Consider the following 18409-nt stretch of genomic DNA (forward strand, 5'->3'; position numbering starts at 1 on the left):
TTTAATCTCCTGTACGGATAAGTTCTTGTCGGAGTGAATAAGTTCCGGGAGGTAAATTACGTTCTACAATCACGCGCGGGCCAAGTTGCGTGTTCGGGGAAATAATTCGCCCAGGCAAAATAATAACTTGTACGCCAAGGCGTGAACGCTGCCCGATATAACAACCTAATTTATCGCATCCGGTAGCGATAATTCCCTCTGGAGTTCGAACAGACACGGGCTGTTGATCCAGACGATGATTACTGGTACGTACTTGTGCGCCCAAATATGCCTGGTTTGCAACTACCGAGTCGGCGATAAAGCATTGCGGACCAATCGTTGCTTCCGCTTCAATAACCGCATTTTTAATTTCGGTGGCGAAACCAATTTTTACGCCATTGCTGATTATTGTGCCAGGACGAATAAACGCATAATTACCTATCAGGCAGTTTGCGCCAATCACTACCGGACCCTGAATAACGGCACCGTGACAAATACGGGTATTCGCGCCGATAACAACTTCACCTGCAGTTTCATCAATAATTACCTGGTCTGCAATCTGAATATTTTTCTCTTTAACATTAAGCTTCAGAAAGTTTTTCAGTTCCTGTGACAGAAGGTTGGGAATAAGAGGTTGACGCTTCCACCAGTGCGGAATAGCGGGTGGGTTTGTCGCGCTGAGGTTCGCGTCCAGTAAAAAAGGCAATAAGTCCATAAATAATCCAGATGGCATAAGCTAATAATACATACACAACGGAAAGCGGTGCTAAAGGCACCAACAACCAGCAACGATGAAACCAGGCGCTAAAAGCACCAATAACACAAACTACGCCGACCCAGATAAGCGGAAACATTGCCAACACCACACCATACGGCCCGGTGGTGATGAATTCATTAAACCAGGTAGTGAGATAAATCCCAACGCCATAAAGCACAACCAACAGCATAGGAAATATACTGAAGATACCGAAGCGGCTAAATAAAAGCCTTTTATGCAGGCGCATACAGACCGCGTAGCCCACAATCCAACGCCGCCAGCGACGCCATTCCTCACGCGGGCTGTTGCATTCCTGTGGGTATACGATGCAGCGATTCGCCTGCCGAATACGATAGCCGTTTGCCACCAATGTCCAGGTGAGATCAAGGTCTTCGACTTTAGTACGATCAGAGAAACCGAACTTACGCAATACATCAGTACGGAACATCCCGCAGGCACCGCTGATAATAAACGGTGCGCCGCCCAGGAGCTGCTGTAGCGTGCGCTTCATAACAATCATCGGCAACTTTACGGTCGCGCGGATGTGCGGTAACAGACCCGCGCCTTTCAACGCAGTAGAGGGAATGCCGCCTACGGCATCAGCACCGCGCTCTATTTCTGCAAGCATATAGCCCATTCCGTCTTGATCGGGCGGAACATAGGTGTCGGCATCACTTAAAAAAACCTGGTCGCAGGTGGCGTAATTGAGGCCATTCATCAGCGCACCACCTTTACCGGTATTTTTTTGCGTGACGGCAACAAAGCGGTCGCCCCATTTGCGTTTGACTTCCGCCATGACCGCTTCGGTATTGTCCGTGGAGCCGTCGTTTACGCAAATTACCCGGCAAAAATAAGGATTACGCAGCAGATTATCCAGTGACTGTGCCAGACACGGGCCTTCGTTATAAGCAGGTATAATGGCGTCAATACAGCCTTTCTTTTGACTGGGTTTACGTTTTAGCGTACTTAAAAACCATAGCAACATTGCTATGGACATACAGATAAATATCCAGGTTTTCATGCAATTTGCTCAAAGAATCATTTTATGAATTACAAAGCCTTCACCCAGATCGCTATTGACCTGTTGCCCGCGAAATTGTGCAACTGCACGCAGGCGATCATGACGCATATAATCGCGTCGTTCCTGGCTTTTATGTTTTTTTAATGCAGCAAGTTTGACTGTGAAATATTCTTCTTTAACGGATTCAAAAACCTGAGGCATAAATGAAAGCCAGGTGCTTGGGGTTTCGTAGCCGAGAATTTGTGGAATAGTTCGGCAGGCAACCATTGAAGCTTGATAAACAGCAAGATGATCCTGATGGCGGTCGGCATCATGCATGGTATATACCCGCATGATTTCAACATCAGAAGGAATTTGATTTTTAATGATGTCTTCCAGGGCGGAAATCATATCATTGAGCTGCAAATGCGCGCGGGTGTCAGCAAAATTAAGATGAATAGTTTGGTGGCACCCTAATATCTTTAGGGCGTTGCGCGATTCTTCATGGCGATCGATTATTCCATCTGTGCCAGAGTTGCCGGTAGTCATCACCACGGCTGCGATATAAATTCCTTTTTGCGCAAGACGAGCAAGCGACGCGCCACAGCCCAATTCTATATCGTCAGGATGTGCGTCAATAGCAAGGATACCCTTTCTTTTATTTGCCGAAGAAAGGATGGCTGAATCTAAAACCTTATCCACTTAATGACACTCCATTTTATTTATTATACTACAAGCACAACGATGCCCGCAGAGACGTAATCTCTGGCACAGACAGATGCTAATTTTTAAGTGTTAAAAATTACTGATAGCTGAAAAATAAGGGGCTTTCAGGTACGGGGATACGACTGCGTAATCTTTTATGTAGTTCATATGTTAAGTGTTTGTGTGTTTGGTTTGTATAGTTATTTTGTTTTATATATTGTATTTAGATGTGATTTAGTTTGTCAATTAATTACATATTAAAAATATGTTCTAGGCACAAATATGGATTATATACATTATGTGAATGTATTATGTGGTTGATTGAGAATGATACAGTTATATATGCAATGTGAATATAATGATTTCATTATATGTATTGCTGTTAATAAAATAAAAGACATTATGTTCTGCTTGTTTATGCATTAATAAAAATGAAGTGCAGTAACTTACTGAATTGTCAGCGTGGGTGTAATTGCATATTTAATCTTTCCTTTGCCGCTTTTTTGCTAAGAATAAAATCATCTGTGCGATAACGACTAATTCTTTTAATGAATGTTTTTATTCCTGAATACTGCTCCTATAACAAGACAGGGGAGCAGACAATCATGGCAATTTCATCGCGTAACACACTTCTTGCCGCACTGGCATTCATCGCTTTTCAGGCACAGGCGGTGAACGTCACCGTGGCCTATCAAACCTCCGCTGAACCGGCGAAAGTGGCTCAGGCTGATAACACCTTTGCTAAAGAGAGCGGGGCGACGGTGGACTGGCGTAAGTTTGACAGCGGAGCCAGCATCGTGCGGGCGCTGGCTTCAGGCGATGTCCAAATCGGTAACCTCGGTTCCAGCCCATTAGCGGTGGCAGCCAGCCAACAGGTGCCGATTGAAGTCTTCTTACTGGCGTCAAAACTGGGTAACTCCGAAGCGCTGGTGGTAAAGAAAACTATCAGCAAACCGGAAGATCTGATTGGCAAACGCATCGCCGTACCGTTTATCTCCACCACCCATTACAGCCTGCTGGCGGCGCTGAAACACTGGGGTATAAAACCCGGACAAGTGGAGATAGTGAACCTGCAGCCACCCGCGATTATCGCCGCATGGCAACGGGGAGACATTGATGGTGCTTATGTCTGGGCACCGGCGGTTAACGCCCTGGAAAAAGACGGCAAGGTGCTGACCGATTCTGAACAGGTCGGGCAGTGGGGCGCGCCGACGCTGGATGTTTGGGTAGTGCGCAAAGATTTTGCCGAGAAACATCCTGAGGTCGTGAAAGCGTTCGCTAAAAGCGCCATCGATGCTCAGCAACCGTACATTGCTAACCCAGACGCGTGGCTGAAACAGCCGGAAAACATCAGCAAGCTGGCGCGTTTAAGCGGCGTGCCGGAAGGTGACGTGCCGGGGCTGGTGAAGGGGAATACCTATCTGACGCCGCAGCAACAAACGGCAGAACTGACCGGACCGGTGAACAAAGCAATTATCGACACCGCGCAGTTTTTGAAAGAGCAGGGCAAAGTCCCCGCCGTGGCGAATGATTACAGCCAGTACGTTACCTCGCGCTTCGTACAATAAAAGGAGGCGCGGATGCTGCAAATCTCTCATCTCTATGCCGATTATGGCGGCAAACTGGCGTTGGAAGATATCAACCTGACGCTGGAAAGCGGCGAGCTGCTGGTGGTGCTGGGGCCGTCTGGCTGCGGCAAAACCACCTTGCTGAATCTGATTGCCGGTTTTGTGCCTTATCAGCATGGCAGCATTCAACTGGCGGGTAAGTGCATTGAGGGACCGGGAGCAGAGCGGGGCGTGGTTTTTCAGAATGAAGGGCTGTTGCCGTGGCGTAATGTGGTAGACAACGTGGCGTTCGGCCTGCAACTGGCAGGTGTAGAGAAAGCACTGCGCCTGGAAATCGCGCACCAGATGCTGAAAAAAGTGGGGCTGGAAGGCGCAGAAAAACGCTATATCTGGCAGCTTTCCGGCGGTCAACGTCAGCGGGTAGGGATTGCCCGCGCGCTGGCGGCGAATCCCCAGCTGTTATTACTCGACGAACCGTTTGGCGCGCTGGACGCCTTCACCCGCGATCAGATGCAAACTCTGCTGCTGAAACTCTGGCAGGAGACAGGTAAGCAGGTGCTGTTGATTACCCACGATATAGAAGAAGCGGTGTTTATGGCAACCGAACTGGTTCTGCTTTCACCCGGCCCAGGCCGTGTGCTGGAGCGGCTGCCGCTCAACTTTGCTCGCCGCTTTGTTGCGGGAGAGTCGAGCCGCAGCATCAAGTCCGATCCACAATTCATCGCCATGCGCGAATATGTTTTAAGCCGCGTATTTGAGCAACGGGAGGCGTTCTCATGAGTGTGCTCATTAATGAAAAACTGCATTCGCGGCGGCTGAAATGGCGCTGGCCGCTCTCGCGTCAGGTGACCTTAAGCATTGGCACGTTAGCGGTTTTACTCACTGTATGGTGGACGGTGGCGGCGCTGCAACTGATTAGCCCGCTGTTTTTGCCGCCGCCGCAACAAGTACTGGCAAAACTGCTCACCATTGCCGGACCGCAGGGATTTATGGACGCCACCCTGTGGCAGCATCTGGCAGCCAGCCTGACGCGCATTGTGCTGGCGCTACTTGCGGCGGTGTTGATCGGCATTCCGGTTGGGATCGCCATGGGGCTAAGCCCGACGGTGCGCGGCATTCTGGATCCGATAATTGAATTGTATCGCCCGGTGCCGCCGCTGGCGTATTTGCCGCTGATGGTGATCTGGTTTGGTATTGGTGAAACCTCGAAGATCTTACTGATCTATTTAGCGATTTTTGCACCTGTGGCGATGTCGGCGCTGGCGGGGGTGAAAAGCGCGCAGCAGGTTCGCATTCGTGCCGCCCAGTCGCTGGGTGCCAGCCGTGCGCAGGTGCTGTGGTTTGTTATTTTGCCCGGTGCGCTGCCGGAAATTCTCACCGGATTACGCATTGGTCTGGGTGTGGGCTGGTCTACCCTGGTGGCGGCGGAGCTGATTGCCGCGACGCGCGGTTTGGGTTTTATGGTCCAGTCAGCGGGTGAATTTCTCGCGACTGACGTGGTGCTGGCGGGGATCGCGGTGATTGCGATTATCGCCTTTCTTTTAGAACTGGGTCTGCGCGCGTTACAGCGCCGCCTCACGCCCTGGCATGGAGAAGTACAATGAGTGAACGTCTGAGCATTACCCCGCTGGGGCCGTATATTGGCGCACAAATTACGGGTGCCGACCTGACGCGCCCGTTAAGTGATAACCAGTTTGAACAGCTTTACCATGCGGTACTGCGTCATCAGGTGGTGTTTCTGCGTGAACAGGCCATTACGCCGCAGCAGCAACGCGCGCTGGCCCAGCGTTTTGGCGAGCTGCATATTCATCCTGTTTACCCTCATGCCGAAGGGGTTGACGAGATTATCGTACTGGATACTCATAACGATAATCCGCCAGATAACGACAACTGGCATACCGATGTGACATTTATTGAAACGCCTCCTGCTGGGGCGATTCTGGCGGCGAAAGAGTTACCCTCGACTGGCGGCGATACGCTATGGACCAGCGGTATTGCGGCGTATGAGGCACTCTCTGTTCCCTTCCGCCAGCTGTTGAGCGGGCTGCGTGCGGAGCATGATTTCCGTAAATCGTTCCCAGAATACAAATACCGCAAAACGGAGGAGGAGCATCAACGCTGGCGCGAGGCGGTCGCGAAAAATCCGCCGTTACTACATCCGGTGGTGCGAACGCATCCGGTGAGCGGTAAACAGGCGCTGTTTGTGAATGAAGGCTTTACTACGCGAATTGTTGATGTCAGCGAGAAAGAGAGCGAAGCCTTGTTAAGTTTTTTGTTTGCCCATATCACCAAACCGGAGTTTCAGGTGCGCTGGCGCTGGCAACCAAATGATATTGCGATTTGGGATAACCGCGTGACTCAGCACTATGCCAATGCGGATTACCTGCCACAGCGGCGGATAATGCATCGGGCGACAATCCTTGGGGATAAACCGTTTTATCGGGCGGGGTAAGGGGGAAATGCCGGGTTGGATAACCCGGCATAATGATCATTAACGCAGAATCTTCTTCTCAGCCAAATCCAGCGCAAAGTAGCTGAAAATCAGATCCGCACCCGCACGCTTAATCGAACCTAAGCTTTCGAGCACGACTTTCTCTTCATCTATAGCACCCGCCAGCGCGGCGAACTTAATCATCGCATACTCACCGCTCACCTGATACGCGCCAATCGGCAATTCAGTACGTCCACGCAGCTCACGCACGATGTCGAGGTACGCTCCAGCTGGTTTCACCATCAGGCAGTCTGCGCCCTGGGCTTCATCCAGCAATGATTCACGAATCGCCTCACGACGGTTCATTGGGTTCATCTGATAGCTTTTGCGGTCGCCTTTTAATGCGCTTCCTGCCGCTTCGCGGAACGGGCCATAAAAGGAAGAGGCAAACTTGGTCGAATACGACATAATCGCCGTATCTTTAAAGCCCGCAGCGTCCAGCGCCTGGCGAATCGCCTGTACCTGACCATCCATCGCGGCGGAAGGGGCGATGAAGTCCGCACCTGCAGCAGCTGCAACCACGGCTTGCTTGCCTAAATTTTCCAGAGTCGCGTCGTTGTCGACGCCATGCTCGCACAGCACACCGCAGTGACCGTGAGAAGTGTATTCACAAAAGCAGGTGTCTGACATCACGATCATTTCAGGCACGGTCTGCTTGCAGATGCGCGACATCCGCGCCACCAGTCCATCTTCCCGCCAGGCATCGCTGCCGGTTTCATCGGTATGGTGAGAGATGCCGAAAGTCATCACGGAACGAATACCGGCGTTGGCGATGCGTTCAATTTCGCGTGCCAGATGTTTCTCAGGAATGCGCATCACGCCTGGCATGGCTTCAACGGCTTTGTAGTCGTCAATTTCTTCTTCAACAAAGATCGGCAACACCAGGTCGTTAAGGCTAAGTGTTGTCTCTTCAAACATAGCGCGCAGCGCAGGAGATTTGCGCAGGCGACGAGGGCGTTGGATTAAGTCTGTCATGGTCTGCCTGATGTTTGTGGAATCGAGGGGCATAGTATACCTGAAGCAGGGTGGGGATGTTTTACGAAAGTTGTCGCGATGTTGACAAGAAGAGAATGAAAGAGAGTCCATGACATCTTTGTAATAGAAACAGCAATAATTTCATATTCACTGAAAATATTTTTAATTTTTATTTATATCCCTGGATTATTGTTTTTACGGATTTGATTGCGTTATCAAAAACAGAATGATTTAAAGTTCATTGGTTATTGATAGATTATTTGTCTGGTTTGTGTGTTTGATATTTTAAATGCATATGCTTTAAAAATGGAACTCCTGTTAACTTGTTGAAACATCAAGCCTTTATCAATTTTTTCTTTGTGTGTTCCTCCGTGCTTTATATATGTCCGTAACCGGACTTCGGGGAAAGAATAATTGAACCATTCCTCTATAACGCCGCATAATCGTCAACGCGAAACATAAGATGTTTTCTATGCATTGATAATTGATGGATCAACTTATTACGTCCCTGAGGAGGGATGACAAATGCACTCCTGGAAAAAGAAACTTGTAGTATCACAATTAGCATTGGCTTGCACTCTGGCTATCACCTCTCAGGCTAATGCAACTACTTATGACACCTGGACTTATTACGACAATCCCGTTACTGCACTTGATTGGGATCATATGGATAAGGCAGGCACTGTAGATGGCAACTATGTAAACTATAGTGGTTTTGTCTATTACAACAACACCAATGGTGATTTCGATCAGTCCTTTAACGGCGATACCGTTAACGGCACGATCTCAACCTATTATTTGAACCATGATTATGCAGACAGTACTGCTAATCAGCTTGATATCAGTAATTCAGTGATTCACGGTTCGATTACTTCTTTGAAGCCAGGCGGTTATTATGATCGTTTGGATGCAGATAGTGATCTTCTGGTTGGATATGATTTTTACACTGATGCTTTTGTTGACACAAACTGGCGTGATGGTGATGTTTTCACTCTTAACATTGCTAACACTACCATTGATGATGATTATGAAGCGTTTTACTTCACTGATTCTTATAAAGATGGTGATGTAACCAAACACACAAATGAGACATTTGATACCAGTGAAGGTGTTGCTGTTAATCTTGATGTAGAAAGTAACATCAATATTTCAAATAACTCCCGCATTGCAGGTATTGCATTATCTCAAGGTAATACTTACAACGAAACTTATACTACCGAATCTCATACTTGGGATAACAATATCTCTGTAAAAGATTCCACAGTGACTTCTGGTTCAGACATTATTCTGGATAGCGATACTTATGTCAAAACAGGACACTTTGGCAACTCTAGTGAACCGAGTGATTATACCGGTCCGGGAGATGTTGCAATGTCCTTCACTGATTCAGGTTCCGACTATGCAATGAAGAACAACGTATACTTCAGCAATTCAACGCTGATGGGCGATGTTGCATTTAACAGCACTTGGAATAGTAATTTTGATCCGAATGGTCATGATTCCAACGGTGACGGGCTGAAAGATACCAACGGTGGTTGGACTGATGATGGCCTCAACGTTGATGAACTGAACCTCACTCTTGATAACGGAAGCAAGTGGGTTGGTCAGGCAATTTATAACGTTGCTGAAACGTCAGCAATGTATGATGTTGCTACAAACAGCCTTACTCCTAATGCAACATATGAAAACAATGACTGGAAACGTGTTGTTGATGACAAGGTCTTCCAGAGCGGTGTATTTAACGTAGCGTTGAACAACGGTTCTGAATGGGATACTACAGGTCGTTCCATCGTTGATACCTTGACAGTTAATAATGCTTCTCAGGTTAATGTTTCGGAATCTAAATTAACTTCAGATACTATCGATTTAACTAACGGTTCTTCGCTGAACATTGGTGAAGATGGTTACGTTGATACCGATCATCTGACTATTAACTCCTACAGTACTGTTGCGTTGACCGAATCTACAGGTTGGGGTGCTGATTACAACCTGTACGCCAATACCATCACCGTAACTAACGGTGGTGTATTGGATGTGAACGTTGATCAGTTCGATACTGAAGCTTTCCGTACTGACAAACTGGAACTGACCAGCGGCAACATTGCTGACAATAACGGCAACGTAGTGTCTGGTGTATTCGATATCCACAGCAGCGATTACGTTCTGAACGCGGATTTGGTGAACGACCGTACCTGGGACACTGCTCAGGCTAACTACGGCTACGGTATTGTTGCTATGAACTCTGATGGTCACCTGACTATCAATGGTAACGGCGACATCAACAACGGCGACGAACTGGATAACAGTTCTGTAGACAACGTTGTTGCTGCAACCGGTAACTACAAAGTTCGTATCGACAACGCAACTGGCGCTGGCGCAATCGCTGATTACAAAGATAAAGAAATTATCTACGTAAACGACGTCAACACCAACGCAACCTTCTCTGCTGCTAACAAAGCTGACTTGGGTGCATACACCTATCAGGCTGAACAGCGCGGTAACACCGTTGTTCTGCAACAGATGGAGCTGACCGACTACGCTAACATGGCGCTGAGCATCCCGTCTGCGAACACCAATATCTGGAACCTGGAACAAGACACCGTTGGCACTCGTCTGACCAACTCTCGTCATGGCCTGGCTGATAACGGCGGCGCATGGGTAAGCTACTTCGGTGGTAACTTCAACGGCGACAACGGCACCATCAACTATGATCAGGATGTTAACGGCATCATGGTCGGTGTGGATACCAAAATTGACGGTAACAACGCTAAGTGGATCGTCGGTGCGGCTGCAGGCTTCGCTAAAGGTGACATGAATGACCGTTCTGGTCAGGTGGATCAAGACAGCCAGACTGCCTACATCTACTCTTCTGCTCACTTCGCGAACAACGTCTTTGTTGATGGTAGCTTGAGCTACTCTCACTTCAACAACGACCTGTCTGCAACCATGAGCAACGGTACTTACGTTGACGGTAGCACCAACTCCGACGCTTGGGGCTTCGGTTTGAAAGCCGGTTACGACTTCAAACTGGGTGATGCTGGTTACGTGACTCCTTACGGCAGCGTTTCTGGTCTGTTCCAGTCTGGTGATGACTACCAGCTGAGCAACGACATGAAAGTTGACGGTCAGTCTTACGACAGCATGCGTTATGAACTGGGTGTAGATGCAGGTTATACCTTCACCTACAGCGAAGACCAGGCTCTGACTCCGTACTTCAAACTGGCTTACGTCTACGACGACTCTAACAACGATAACGATGTGAACGGTGATTCCATCGATAACGGTACTGAAGGGTCTGCGGTACGTGTTGGTCTGGGTACTCAGTTCAGCTTCACCAAGAACTTCAGCGCCTATACCGATGCTAACTACCTCGGTGGTGGTGACGTAGATCAAGACTGGTCCGCGAACGTGGGTGTTAAATATACCTGGTAATATTCTTCACTCTGAAGAAATAGGTTATTTAATCTAAATAATGCCCGTCAAGGATTTGACGGGCATTACTGCAAAGGACGCGCAAATGTTATCTGTAGTTAAACCTCTTCAGGAATTTGGTAAGCTCGATAAATGTTTGTCCAGATATGGCACGCGCTTCGAGTTTAATAATGAAAAGCAAGTTATATTTTCAAGTGATGTCAATAGCGAAGATACTTTCGTTATTTTAGAGGGCGTTATCTCTCTGCGTAGAGAAGAAAACGTTCTTATCGGTATTACCCAGGCTCCTTATATTATGGGACTGGCTGATGGTTTAATGAAAAACGATATACCATACAAATTAATATCAGAAGGAAATTGTACGGGATATCATCTACCAGCCAAACAAACCATTACCCTTATTGAACAAAATCAACTCTGGCGAGACGCTTTTTATTGGTTAGCCTGGCAAAATAGAATTCTGGAATTACGTGACGTACAGCTCATTGGGCATAATTCCTACGAACAAATCCGCGCAACGTTATTATCAATGATTGACTGGAATGAAGAATTACGCTCACGTATTGGTGTGATGAATTACATCCATCAACGTACACGCATATCGCGTTCTGTCGTCGCAGAAGTTCTCGCTGCTTTACGTAAAGGCGGCTATATCGAAATGAATAAAGGCAAACTGGTCGCTATCAACCGTTTGCCTTCAGAGTATTAATCAGGATGCGGGGATGACCAACGGTTTATTCCCGCTCAGTTCGGTCACCAGGTCATTGATGCCATCGCTCATATTTTTAAAGCGCGTCAATGGCGAACGAGTGACCACCACAAATGCGCCAATGTTCTTCTGCGGGATCATCGCCATATAGGTAATGAAACCGCCACCACCACCTGTCTTCTGAATAATCCCTGGACGACCCTCTTTCGGGGCCATATATACCCAGCCTAAACCAAGCGCGTCCGCTTTGCCGGGGACATCCATGCCAATCACTTTCGTAAACTGCGCGCGCTGATAAATCAACGTCTGCATGCGATCTGCCTGGTTACTGCGCTGATAAAAATCAGATGACAAATACTGCTGCATCCAGCGCATCATATCGCCAGGCGTGGAATAGACTCCGCCGCTGCCAATTGCCGCCAGCGTGTTATTGCACGGACTGGCACCACGCTCAGCAACCATTAAACGGCGGCACTGGTCCGGCGAGGGGGTGTAGGTGGTGTCTTTCATCCCCAATGGGCGGGTAATCTGCTCTTCAAACAACTGGGTATAAGGCTTGCCGGACGCATTCGCCAGTGCATCTGCCAGCAGGTCGAACGCAAGGTTGGAGTACGCGGCCTGGCTGCCCGGCGCGGCTTTTAGTTTGGCAGTGGAAAGGTATTTCCAGCGTTGCTCGCGCGTTGGCCAGACAAATACCGGACGATGTGCCGCGCCACCGGGCTGTTCACGGGGCAGGGCGCTGGTATGGGTTGCCAGATTCACTAGCGTAATGGGCGTCCCATTGTAGGTCGGTACGCGTGCGCCTGGCGGAGCATATTTACTTAGCGGATCGTTTAACTTCACGGTCCCCTGATCGAGCAATTTCACCAGCATCTCACTGGTCATTAACTTGGTGAGGGAAGCAATACGTATGACCGAATCCAGCTGCGGGCGAACGTTATTACCAGGTCGCGTTTCGCCATAACTACGAAAGACGCGCTGGTTACCGTCGATAACTACCAGCGCCATCCCCGTGGCACCGCTGCCGTAAAAAATATAATCGGCATAACGATCGACAATATCAGAGGCAAACTCCGGTTCAGTGATCGGCTGCGCCGCATGGACGGAGGTCAATGACGCCGCACACAGCACGGCAGAAAAAAGCAGACTACGTTTCAACGGTGGTGTCCATAGATTGAATGAAGGTAACTGAGCGTATTTATACTACTCATTGATGGATTGCAAAGGGCGAATTAGTGCAATAATAGTGTTAAAAACGTAACGGCGCGTAAACACGATCTTTTTCCTGCTCACCAATGCCTGCATTTGTGATCCTGCGCGTGTTAATCCGCTTATGTAAACAATCTTTGGTTTGTGAAATCCGTCGAAACAATTCTTATGCTCAGGCTGGCGAACTAAGCGCCTTGCTATGGGTCACAATGGGCGGTTTCATTTGGCTGACTCTTTGTAGCGGTCATGCGGTTAATACACAGCAGTTGTTAAAACGATAAGAAGTTAGCAGGAGTGCATATGTTTAAGTCTTTTTTCCCAAAGCCGGGAACGTTTTTTCTCTCGGCCTTTGTTTGGGCATTGATTGCCGTTATCTTCTGGCAAGCAGGTGGGGGTGACTGGGTGGCGCGTATCACCGGAGCTTCCGGGCAAATCCCGATTAGCGCCGCGCGTTTCTGGTCGTTGGATTTTCTGATTTTTTACGCTTACTACATTGTTTGTGTAGGACTTTTTGCATTGTTCTGGTTTATCTACAGCCCGCATCGTTGGCAATACTGGTCAATACTCGGTACTGCACTGATCATCTTCGTCACCTGGTTTTTGGTGGAAGTCGGGGTCGCCGTCAACGCCTGGTATGCGCCGTTCTATGATCTGATTCAAACCGCGCTAAGTTCGCCGCATAAAGTCACCATCGAACAATTTTACCGCGAAGTGGGCGTCTTTCTGGGGATTGCGCTGATCGCGGTGGTGATCAGTGTGCTGAACAACTTCTTTGTCAGTCACTACGTGTTCCGCTGGCGTACAGCGATGAACGAATATTACATGGCGAACTGGCAACAACTGCGTCATATCGAAGGTGCCGCACAGCGTGTGCAGGAAGACACCATGCGTTTTGCTTCAACGCTGGAGAATATGGGCGTCAGCTTTATCAACGCTATCATGACGTTGATCGCCTTCCTGCCGGTGCTGGTAACGCTCTCCGCGCATGTGCCGGAGCTGCCGATTGTCGGGCACATTCCGTATGGCCTGGTGATTGCCGCTATCGTCTGGTCGCTGATGGGGACCGGATTGCTGGCAGTGGTAGGGATCAAACTGCCGGGGCTGGAGTTTAAAAACCAGCGTGTAGAGGCTGCCTACCGTAAAGAGCTGGTTTATGGTGAAGACGATGCCACGCGCGCGACGCCGCCTACGGTACGCGAGCTGTTTAGCGCCGTACGGAAAAACTATTTCCGCCTCTATTTTCACTATATGTATTTCAACATCGCCCGCATTCTCTATTTGCAGGTCGATAACGTTTTCGGTTTGTTCTTGCTGTTTCCGTCAATTGTTGCCGGTACGATTACGCTCGGCCTGATGACGCAGATTACCAACGTTTTTGGTCAGGTTCGCGGAGCTTTCCAGTACCTGATTAACTCATGGACCACACTGGTTGAGTTGATGTCTATCTACAAACGTCTGCGCAGCTTTGAACATGAGCTGGATGGTGACAAAATTCAGGAAGTAACCCATACCTTGAGCTAAAAAGGAGAAGTAATGTCGCGCGTCAATCATCTATCTTCGCTGTCATTGTTGGCGGTTCTGGTTTTAGCGGGGTGTAGTAGTCAGGCTCCGCAACCGTTGAAAAAGGGCGAAAAAGCGATAGATGTGGCGAGCGTCGTGCGGCAGAAGATGCCTGCGAGCGTGAAAGACCGCGATGCCTGGGCGAAAGATCTCGCCACCACGTTTGAAAGTCAGGGGCTGGCACCGACGCTGGAAAACGTCTGCTCGGTGCTGGCGGTGGCGCAGCAGGAGTCAAATTATCAGGCAGATCCGGCCGTTCCGGGCTTAAGCAAGATCGCCTGGCAAGAGATTGACCGTCGTGCTGAACGGATGCACATTCCTGCTTTTCTGGTGCATACCGCGCTAAAAATCAAATCGCCAAACGGCAAAAGCTATAGCGAGCGGTTAGATTCGGTGCGTACAGAAAAGCAATTGAGCGCGATTTTTGACGATCTGATCAGCATGGTGCCAATGGGGCAGACGTTGTTTGGTTCGCTTAATCCGGTGCGCACCGGTGGGCCGATGCAGGTCAGCATTGCTTTTGCCGAACAGCATACCAAAGGGTATCCGTGGAAAATGGACGGTACAGTCCGTCAGGAAGTCTTCAGTCGTCGCGGCGGGTTGTGGTTTGGTACTTACCATTTACTGAATTATCCCGCCAGCTATAGCGCGCCGATATACCGTTTTGCTGATTTTAACGCTGGCTGGTACGCCAGCCGTAATGCCGCGTTTCAGAACGCGGTCAGTAAGGCCAGCGGCGTGAAGCTGGCACTGGACGGTGATTTAATTCGTTACGACAGTAAAGAGCCCGGGAAAACCGAACTGGCAACGCGCAAACTGGCGGGAAAACTGGGGATGAGCGACAGTGAAATTCGCCGCCAGTTAGAGAAAGGCGACAGCTTCTCTTTTGAGGAGACGGCGCTGTACAAGAAAGTTTATCAACTTGCCGAAGCGAAAACGGGGAAATCACTACCCCGCGAAATGTTGCCTGGCATTCAACTGGAAAGCCCGAAAATCACCCGCAACCTGACTACGGCCTGGTTTGCGAAGCGCGTAGACGAACGGCGGGCGCGTTGTATGAAACAGTGATCAAACAGGAATGTCATGCCAGATAAGGCGTTTTAGGCCCTATCTGGCAAGTAAATCTTACTGGCGACGATGTCGCCAGTGCAGCCATAGCGCCACTACTGCAAAAATGAGGCAGCCTACTAAAAACGGGATCAGCCCGAAAATGGTGCCGACACCTAAACCAATTTCCACCCGTGGGCGACCTGTTTCCTGGACCTGCATTAAACGCTCATAGACGCCGGGCGCATGCACTAACAGGTTCAGCAATTGCGCCCCAGCCCAAAAGCAAAACAGCACAAACAACGCATAGGCAATATTGCCAGGCGTTGAAGAGGCATTGCGATATTTTCCGCTAAACAGCGATTTTGACAGGGTGAAATCAGCCATAAAAACCTCCGGAAGTCATCTGCTTCTCTTCTGGTGTGATACCAGCGGCTTATGGCAAGTCTGACAGGACATTTAGATTGTCAATATCAGAATCATGGTAAATTGATGTTGGGAATATTCCCGAAGCGTGAATCTTCGTCGTGAGTCACAAAATGATAACCTTAAGTTAAATTTATTAACAATTACGGAAGTGTTGTCTACGCCACAGACGGTTGTTGCAGAATATGCAAGGATGTTGTTTTTCGTTAACGGAGCTGCCATGAACTTGCCTGTAAAAATCCGCCGTGACTGGCACTACTATGCGTTCGCCATTGGCCTTATATTCATTCTTAATGGCGTGGTGGGTTTACTGGGATTTGAAGCAAAAGGTTGGCAGACCTATGCCGTCGGTCTGGTGACGTGGGTGATTAGTTTCTGGCTGGCGGGGCTGATTATTCGTCGTCGCGATGAAGAAACTGAAAACGCCCAATAACAGAGGATTGGGCGTTCTGGGAGCTGACAAAGTGCTCGTTGTTTTTGCCGGATGCGGCGCGAACGCCTTACCCTGCCTACAAAATCATGCAAAATCAGTATATTGCAATTATCTGGTAGGCCTGATAAGCAAAGCGCATCAGGCAATCTTACTTTTTCCATCAGTCTTAAATGCCCAATAAAAGTTATCAGGCATTTAAAAATTACATTGTGGTTTTCAATGCGTTATCCGCAGCGTGACGCTCCAGCGCCAGTTCAATCAAACGGGTGATCAGGTCGGTGTAACCCAGACCGCTGGCTTGCCACAGCTTCGGATACATACTGATGTTGGTGAAGCCAGGCAGTGTGTTGATCTCGTTGATCACCACTTCGTTCTCTGGGGTTAAAAACACGTCTACACGCGCCATGCCTGCGCATCCCAACGTCTGATAAGCCTGAACGGCAATCGCCCGGATCTTATCGTTGATTTCTGGCGCAATGGCTGCCGGAACTACCACTTTCGCGCCATCTTCATCAATGTACTTGGTGTCGTAGGCATAGAAATCGCTGGTGAGTACGATCTCGCCACAGGTGCTGGCTTGCGGATTGTCGTTGCCCAGAACTGCGCATTCGATCTCACGACCTTTGATCCCTTGCTCAACGATCACTTTATGGTCGAACTCGAACGCCAGATCGACGGCAATTGCGTACTGTTCTTCACTGGTTACTTTGCTGACACCAACAGAAGAGCCCTGATTAGCCGGTTTTACAAACAGCGGTAACCCCAGTTTAGACTCCACTTCGGCAAAACTGATGTTGTGACGATTAGCGCGCGTCAGGGTAATAAATGGCGCAATGTTCAGCCCGGCATCGCGCAGCAGACGTTTGGTGACATCTTTATCCATACAGGCCGCTGAAGCCAGAACATCAGAACCTACAAACGGTAAATTGGCGACCCGCAGCATTCCCTGCAAAGAACCATCTTCGCCCAGCGTACCGTGGACAATCGGGAAAATGACATCCACCGTCGGCAACGGCTGACCGTTTTGCGTGTCGATAAGCTGATGTTCATGTTTACCAGGCACCTGCGCAAGACTGGTCGCCGAAGGGCGCAATGCAATATGGGCAGGATCGTCTGCATTTAGCAGATAATTGCTGGCATCGCTGACGTGCCATTGCCCTTGTTTATCAATGCCCAGCAGCACAACGTCGAAGCGACTTTTATCAATGGCATCGACAATGTTTTTTGCCGATTGCAGAGACACTTCATGTTCCGCTGATTTACCACCAAAAACGATTCCTACCCGCAGTTTTTCCATCTTAAAAACCTATCCCGTCTAACACAAAGTGCATACATTACCACGACAAAACGGGGGATTCGCGGCCTTCTGACAGAATGTTGCAATCTTCTGCTGACAAAGCGTGCAACGTACTGGTGAAGAAAGTGCGTTATCTCAATGATGTGCGCAAGATCACAAAAATGATGAACGGGAAGCTAATTTATTCCTGGCTTGTATGGCCATGCAGTGAGTTTTTTCTCTTAATTATAAGTTAACGAAGAGAATATATTTCATAACTTTTATTTATAATAAAGGTTGATAATTAAAAGCCTATATTTTGTGTGGGTAATTATTAAAATAAGAGAAACGTTTCGCTGGTAATCAAACAAAAAATATTTGCGCAAAGTATTTCCTTTGTCATAAAAATAATACTTCCAGACACTATGAAGTTGTGAAACATAATGTTAACTTCTCCATACTTTGGATAAGGAAATACAGACATGAAAAATCTCATTGCTGAGTTGTTATTTAAGCTTGCCCAAAAAGAAGAAGAGTCGAAAGAACTGTGCGCGCAGGTAGAAGCTTTGGAGATTATCGTCACTGCAATGCTTCGCAATATGGCGCAAAATGACCAACAAAGGTTGATTGATCAGGTAGAGGGGGCGCTGTACGAGGTAAAGCCCGATGCCAGCATTCCTGACGACGATACGGAGCTGCTGCGCAATTATGTAAAGAAGTTATTGAAGCATCCTCGTCAGTAAAAAGTTAATCTTTTCAACAGCTGTCATAAAGCTGTCACGGCCGAGACTTATAGTCGCTTTGTTTTTATTTTTAATGTATTTGTACATGGAGAAAATAAA

The 18409-nt window shown here is 48.5% G+C and carries 17 protein-coding genes and 1 pseudogene; 11 read left to right on the plus strand and 7 right to left on the minus strand.

Translation table 11 applies throughout. The features are described from left to right. Window position 1: 1 nt before the first annotated feature. Genes G434_RS0126035 through G434_RS04155 form a run of 3 tightly spaced genes read right to left on the minus strand, consistent with a single transcriptional unit; the run spans window position 2 to window position 2438 of the window. A complete protein-coding gene (locus tag G434_RS0126035; RefSeq protein ID WP_001308433.1) occupies window positions 2-583 on the minus strand; it encodes an LbetaH domain-containing protein in 582 nt (193 codons plus the stop codon). Continuing rightward, complete coding sequence (locus tag G434_RS04160) at window positions 561-1757, minus strand: glycosyltransferase family 2 protein (RefSeq protein ID WP_000860430.1); 1197 nt, start codon at window positions 1755-1757, stop codon at window positions 561-563. Before G434_RS04160 ends, G434_RS0126035 begins: the two co-directional genes overlap by 23 nt. A 9-nt stretch (window positions 1758-1766) precedes the next feature. Beyond that, the gene (locus G434_RS04155; protein WP_000362009.1) at window positions 1767-2438 is read right to left on the minus strand and encodes a PIG-L deacetylase family protein; all 672 of its coding nucleotides are present in this window, start codon (window positions 2436-2438) and stop codon (window positions 1767-1769) included. A 608-nt stretch (window positions 2439-3046) separates the two neighbouring features. Here G434_RS04155 and tauA point away from each other — a divergent pair. Genes tauA through tauD form a run of 4 tightly spaced genes read left to right on the plus strand, consistent with a single transcriptional unit; the run spans window position 3047 to window position 6461 of the window. Continuing rightward, window positions 3047-4009, plus strand: coding sequence for a taurine ABC transporter substrate-binding protein (gene tauA / locus G434_RS04150; RefSeq protein WP_001018416.1), 963 nt, complete (start codon window positions 3047-3049; stop codon window positions 4007-4009). Window positions 4010-4021: 12 nt separating this feature from the next. Beyond that, entirely contained in the window at window positions 4022-4789 is a 768-nt protein-coding gene (tauB, locus tag G434_RS04145) for a taurine ABC transporter ATP-binding subunit (protein ID WP_000939335.1), read from the plus strand. Beyond that, window positions 4786-5613 (plus strand): taurine ABC transporter permease TauC, encoded by an 828-nt coding sequence (gene tauC / locus G434_RS04140; protein ID WP_000114601.1) that lies wholly within the window; start codon window positions 4786-4788, stop codon window positions 5611-5613. The genes tauB and tauC overlap by 4 nt, the downstream gene beginning before the upstream one ends. Beyond that, window positions 5610-6461 carry a taurine dioxygenase gene (tauD, locus tag G434_RS04135; RefSeq protein WP_000004074.1) on the plus strand — a complete coding sequence of 284 codons (852 nt, stop codon included), beginning with the start codon at window positions 5610-5612 and terminating at the stop codon, window positions 6459-6461. Before tauC ends, tauD begins: the two co-directional genes overlap by 4 nt. 39 nt (window positions 6462-6500) lie before the next feature. Here the strand turns inward: tauD and hemB are convergent, their stop codons facing one another. After that, window positions 6501-7475: a porphobilinogen synthase gene (hemB, locus tag G434_RS04130; RefSeq protein ID WP_001305473.1), complete on the minus strand. Its 975-nt coding sequence runs from the start codon at window positions 7473-7475 to the stop codon at window positions 6501-6503. A gap of 525 nt (window positions 7476-8000) precedes the next feature. On the opposite strand from hemB, the gene G434_RS04125 reads away from it, so the two are divergent. Both G434_RS04125 and iprA read left to right on the plus strand, forming a co-directional pair. Then, window positions 8001-10907, plus strand: coding sequence for an autotransporter outer membrane beta-barrel domain-containing protein (locus tag G434_RS04125; protein WP_000556534.1), 2907 nt, complete (start codon window positions 8001-8003; stop codon window positions 10905-10907). Window positions 10908-10992: 85 nt separating this feature from the next. Next, window positions 10993-11616 carry a hydrogen peroxide resistance inhibitor IprA gene (iprA, locus tag G434_RS04120; protein WP_001295817.1) on the plus strand — a complete coding sequence of 208 codons (624 nt, stop codon included), beginning with the start codon at window positions 10993-10995 and terminating at the stop codon, window positions 11614-11616. Here iprA and ampH read toward each other — a convergent pair whose 3' ends face one another. Further along, the gene (ampH, locus tag G434_RS04115; protein ID WP_000830757.1) at window positions 11617-12774 is read right to left on the minus strand and encodes a D-alanyl-D-alanine-carboxypeptidase/endopeptidase AmpH; all 1158 of its coding nucleotides are present in this window, start codon (window positions 12772-12774) and stop codon (window positions 11617-11619) included. Between the two features lie 351 nt (window positions 12775-13125). Between ampH and sbmA the strand changes: the two genes are divergently transcribed. Together sbmA and yaiW are read left to right on the plus strand one after the other, a co-directional pair. After that, window positions 13126-14346: a peptide antibiotic transporter SbmA gene (gene sbmA, locus G434_RS04110; protein ID WP_001304845.1), complete on the plus strand. Its 1221-nt coding sequence runs from the start codon at window positions 13126-13128 to the stop codon at window positions 14344-14346. 12 nt (window positions 14347-14358) lie between these two features. Next, window positions 14359-15453 (plus strand): surface-exposed outer membrane lipoprotein YaiW, encoded by a 1095-nt coding sequence (yaiW, locus tag G434_RS04105; RefSeq protein WP_000092043.1) that lies wholly within the window; start codon window positions 14359-14361, stop codon window positions 15451-15453. Between the two features lie 57 nt (window positions 15454-15510). On the opposite strand, the gene G434_RS04100 is transcribed toward yaiW, so the two are convergent. Then, window positions 15511-15819, minus strand: coding sequence for a YaiY family protein (locus tag G434_RS04100; RefSeq protein WP_000763151.1), 309 nt, complete (start codon window positions 15817-15819; stop codon window positions 15511-15513). A 259-nt stretch (window positions 15820-16078) separates the two neighbouring features. Here G434_RS04100 and G434_RS30055 point away from each other — a divergent pair, with 259 nt between their 5' ends. Next, window positions 16079-16291 (plus strand): DUF2754 domain-containing protein, encoded by a 213-nt coding sequence (locus G434_RS30055; protein WP_001295334.1) that lies wholly within the window; start codon window positions 16079-16081, stop codon window positions 16289-16291. Between the two features lie 202 nt (window positions 16292-16493). Here the strand turns inward: G434_RS30055 and ddlA are convergent, their stop codons facing one another. Further along, window positions 16494-17588 (minus strand): D-alanine--D-alanine ligase, encoded by a 1095-nt coding sequence (ddlA, locus tag G434_RS04090; protein ID WP_000413693.1) that lies wholly within the window; start codon window positions 17586-17588, stop codon window positions 16494-16496. A gap of 77 nt (window positions 17589-17665) precedes the next feature. Here ddlA and G434_RS30375 point away from each other — a divergent pair. Both G434_RS30375 and iraP read left to right on the plus strand, forming a co-directional pair. After that, window positions 17666-17868: pseudogene (locus G434_RS30375) on the plus strand (hypothetical protein). A gap of 181 nt (window positions 17869-18049) precedes the next feature. After that, window positions 18050-18310 carry an anti-adapter protein IraP gene (gene iraP, locus G434_RS04085; RefSeq protein ID WP_000792975.1) on the plus strand — a complete coding sequence of 87 codons (261 nt, stop codon included), beginning with the start codon at window positions 18050-18052 and terminating at the stop codon, window positions 18308-18310. The last annotated feature ends 99 nt before the right edge of the window (window positions 18311-18409 follow it).

This window comes from Escherichia sp. KTE172, from assembly GCF_000408845.1.
Taxonomy (GTDB): domain Bacteria; phylum Pseudomonadota; class Gammaproteobacteria; order Enterobacterales; family Enterobacteriaceae; genus Escherichia; species Escherichia coli.

Coding starts and splice junctions, on each gene's coding strand:
- tauD (WP_000004074.1), top strand. CDS start 5,610: ATGAGTGAACGTCTGAGCATTACCCCGCTGGGGCCGTATATTGGCGCA.
- G434_RS04160 (WP_000860430.1), bottom strand. CDS start 1,757: ATGAAAACCTGGATATTTATCTGTATGTCCATAGCAATGTTGCTATGG.
- yaiW (WP_000092043.1), top strand. CDS start 14,359: ATGTCGCGCGTCAATCATCTATCTTCGCTGTCATTGTTGGCGGTTCTG.
- iraP (WP_000792975.1), top strand. CDS start 18,050: ATGAAAAATCTCATTGCTGAGTTGTTATTTAAGCTTGCCCAAAAAGAA.
- G434_RS04125 (WP_000556534.1), top strand. CDS start 8,001: ATGCACTCCTGGAAAAAGAAACTTGTAGTATCACAATTAGCATTGGCT.
- G434_RS04100 (WP_000763151.1), bottom strand. CDS start 15,819: ATGGCTGATTTCACCCTGTCAAAATCGCTGTTTAGCGGAAAATATCGC.
- iprA (WP_001295817.1), top strand. CDS start 10,993: ATGTTATCTGTAGTTAAACCTCTTCAGGAATTTGGTAAGCTCGATAAA.
- ddlA (WP_000413693.1), bottom strand. CDS start 17,588: ATGGAAAAACTGCGGGTAGGAATCGTTTTTGGTGGTAAATCAGCGGAA.
- G434_RS30055 (WP_001295334.1), top strand. CDS start 16,079: ATGAACTTGCCTGTAAAAATCCGCCGTGACTGGCACTACTATGCGTTC.
- tauB (WP_000939335.1), top strand. CDS start 4,022: ATGCTGCAAATCTCTCATCTCTATGCCGATTATGGCGGCAAACTGGCG.
- sbmA (WP_001304845.1), top strand. CDS start 13,126: ATGTTTAAGTCTTTTTTCCCAAAGCCGGGAACGTTTTTTCTCTCGGCC.
- tauC (WP_000114601.1), top strand. CDS start 4,786: ATGAGTGTGCTCATTAATGAAAAACTGCATTCGCGGCGGCTGAAATGG.
- tauA (WP_001018416.1), top strand. CDS start 3,047: ATGGCAATTTCATCGCGTAACACACTTCTTGCCGCACTGGCATTCATC.
- hemB (WP_001305473.1), bottom strand. CDS start 7,475: ATGACAGACTTAATCCAACGCCCTCGTCGCCTGCGCAAATCTCCTGCG.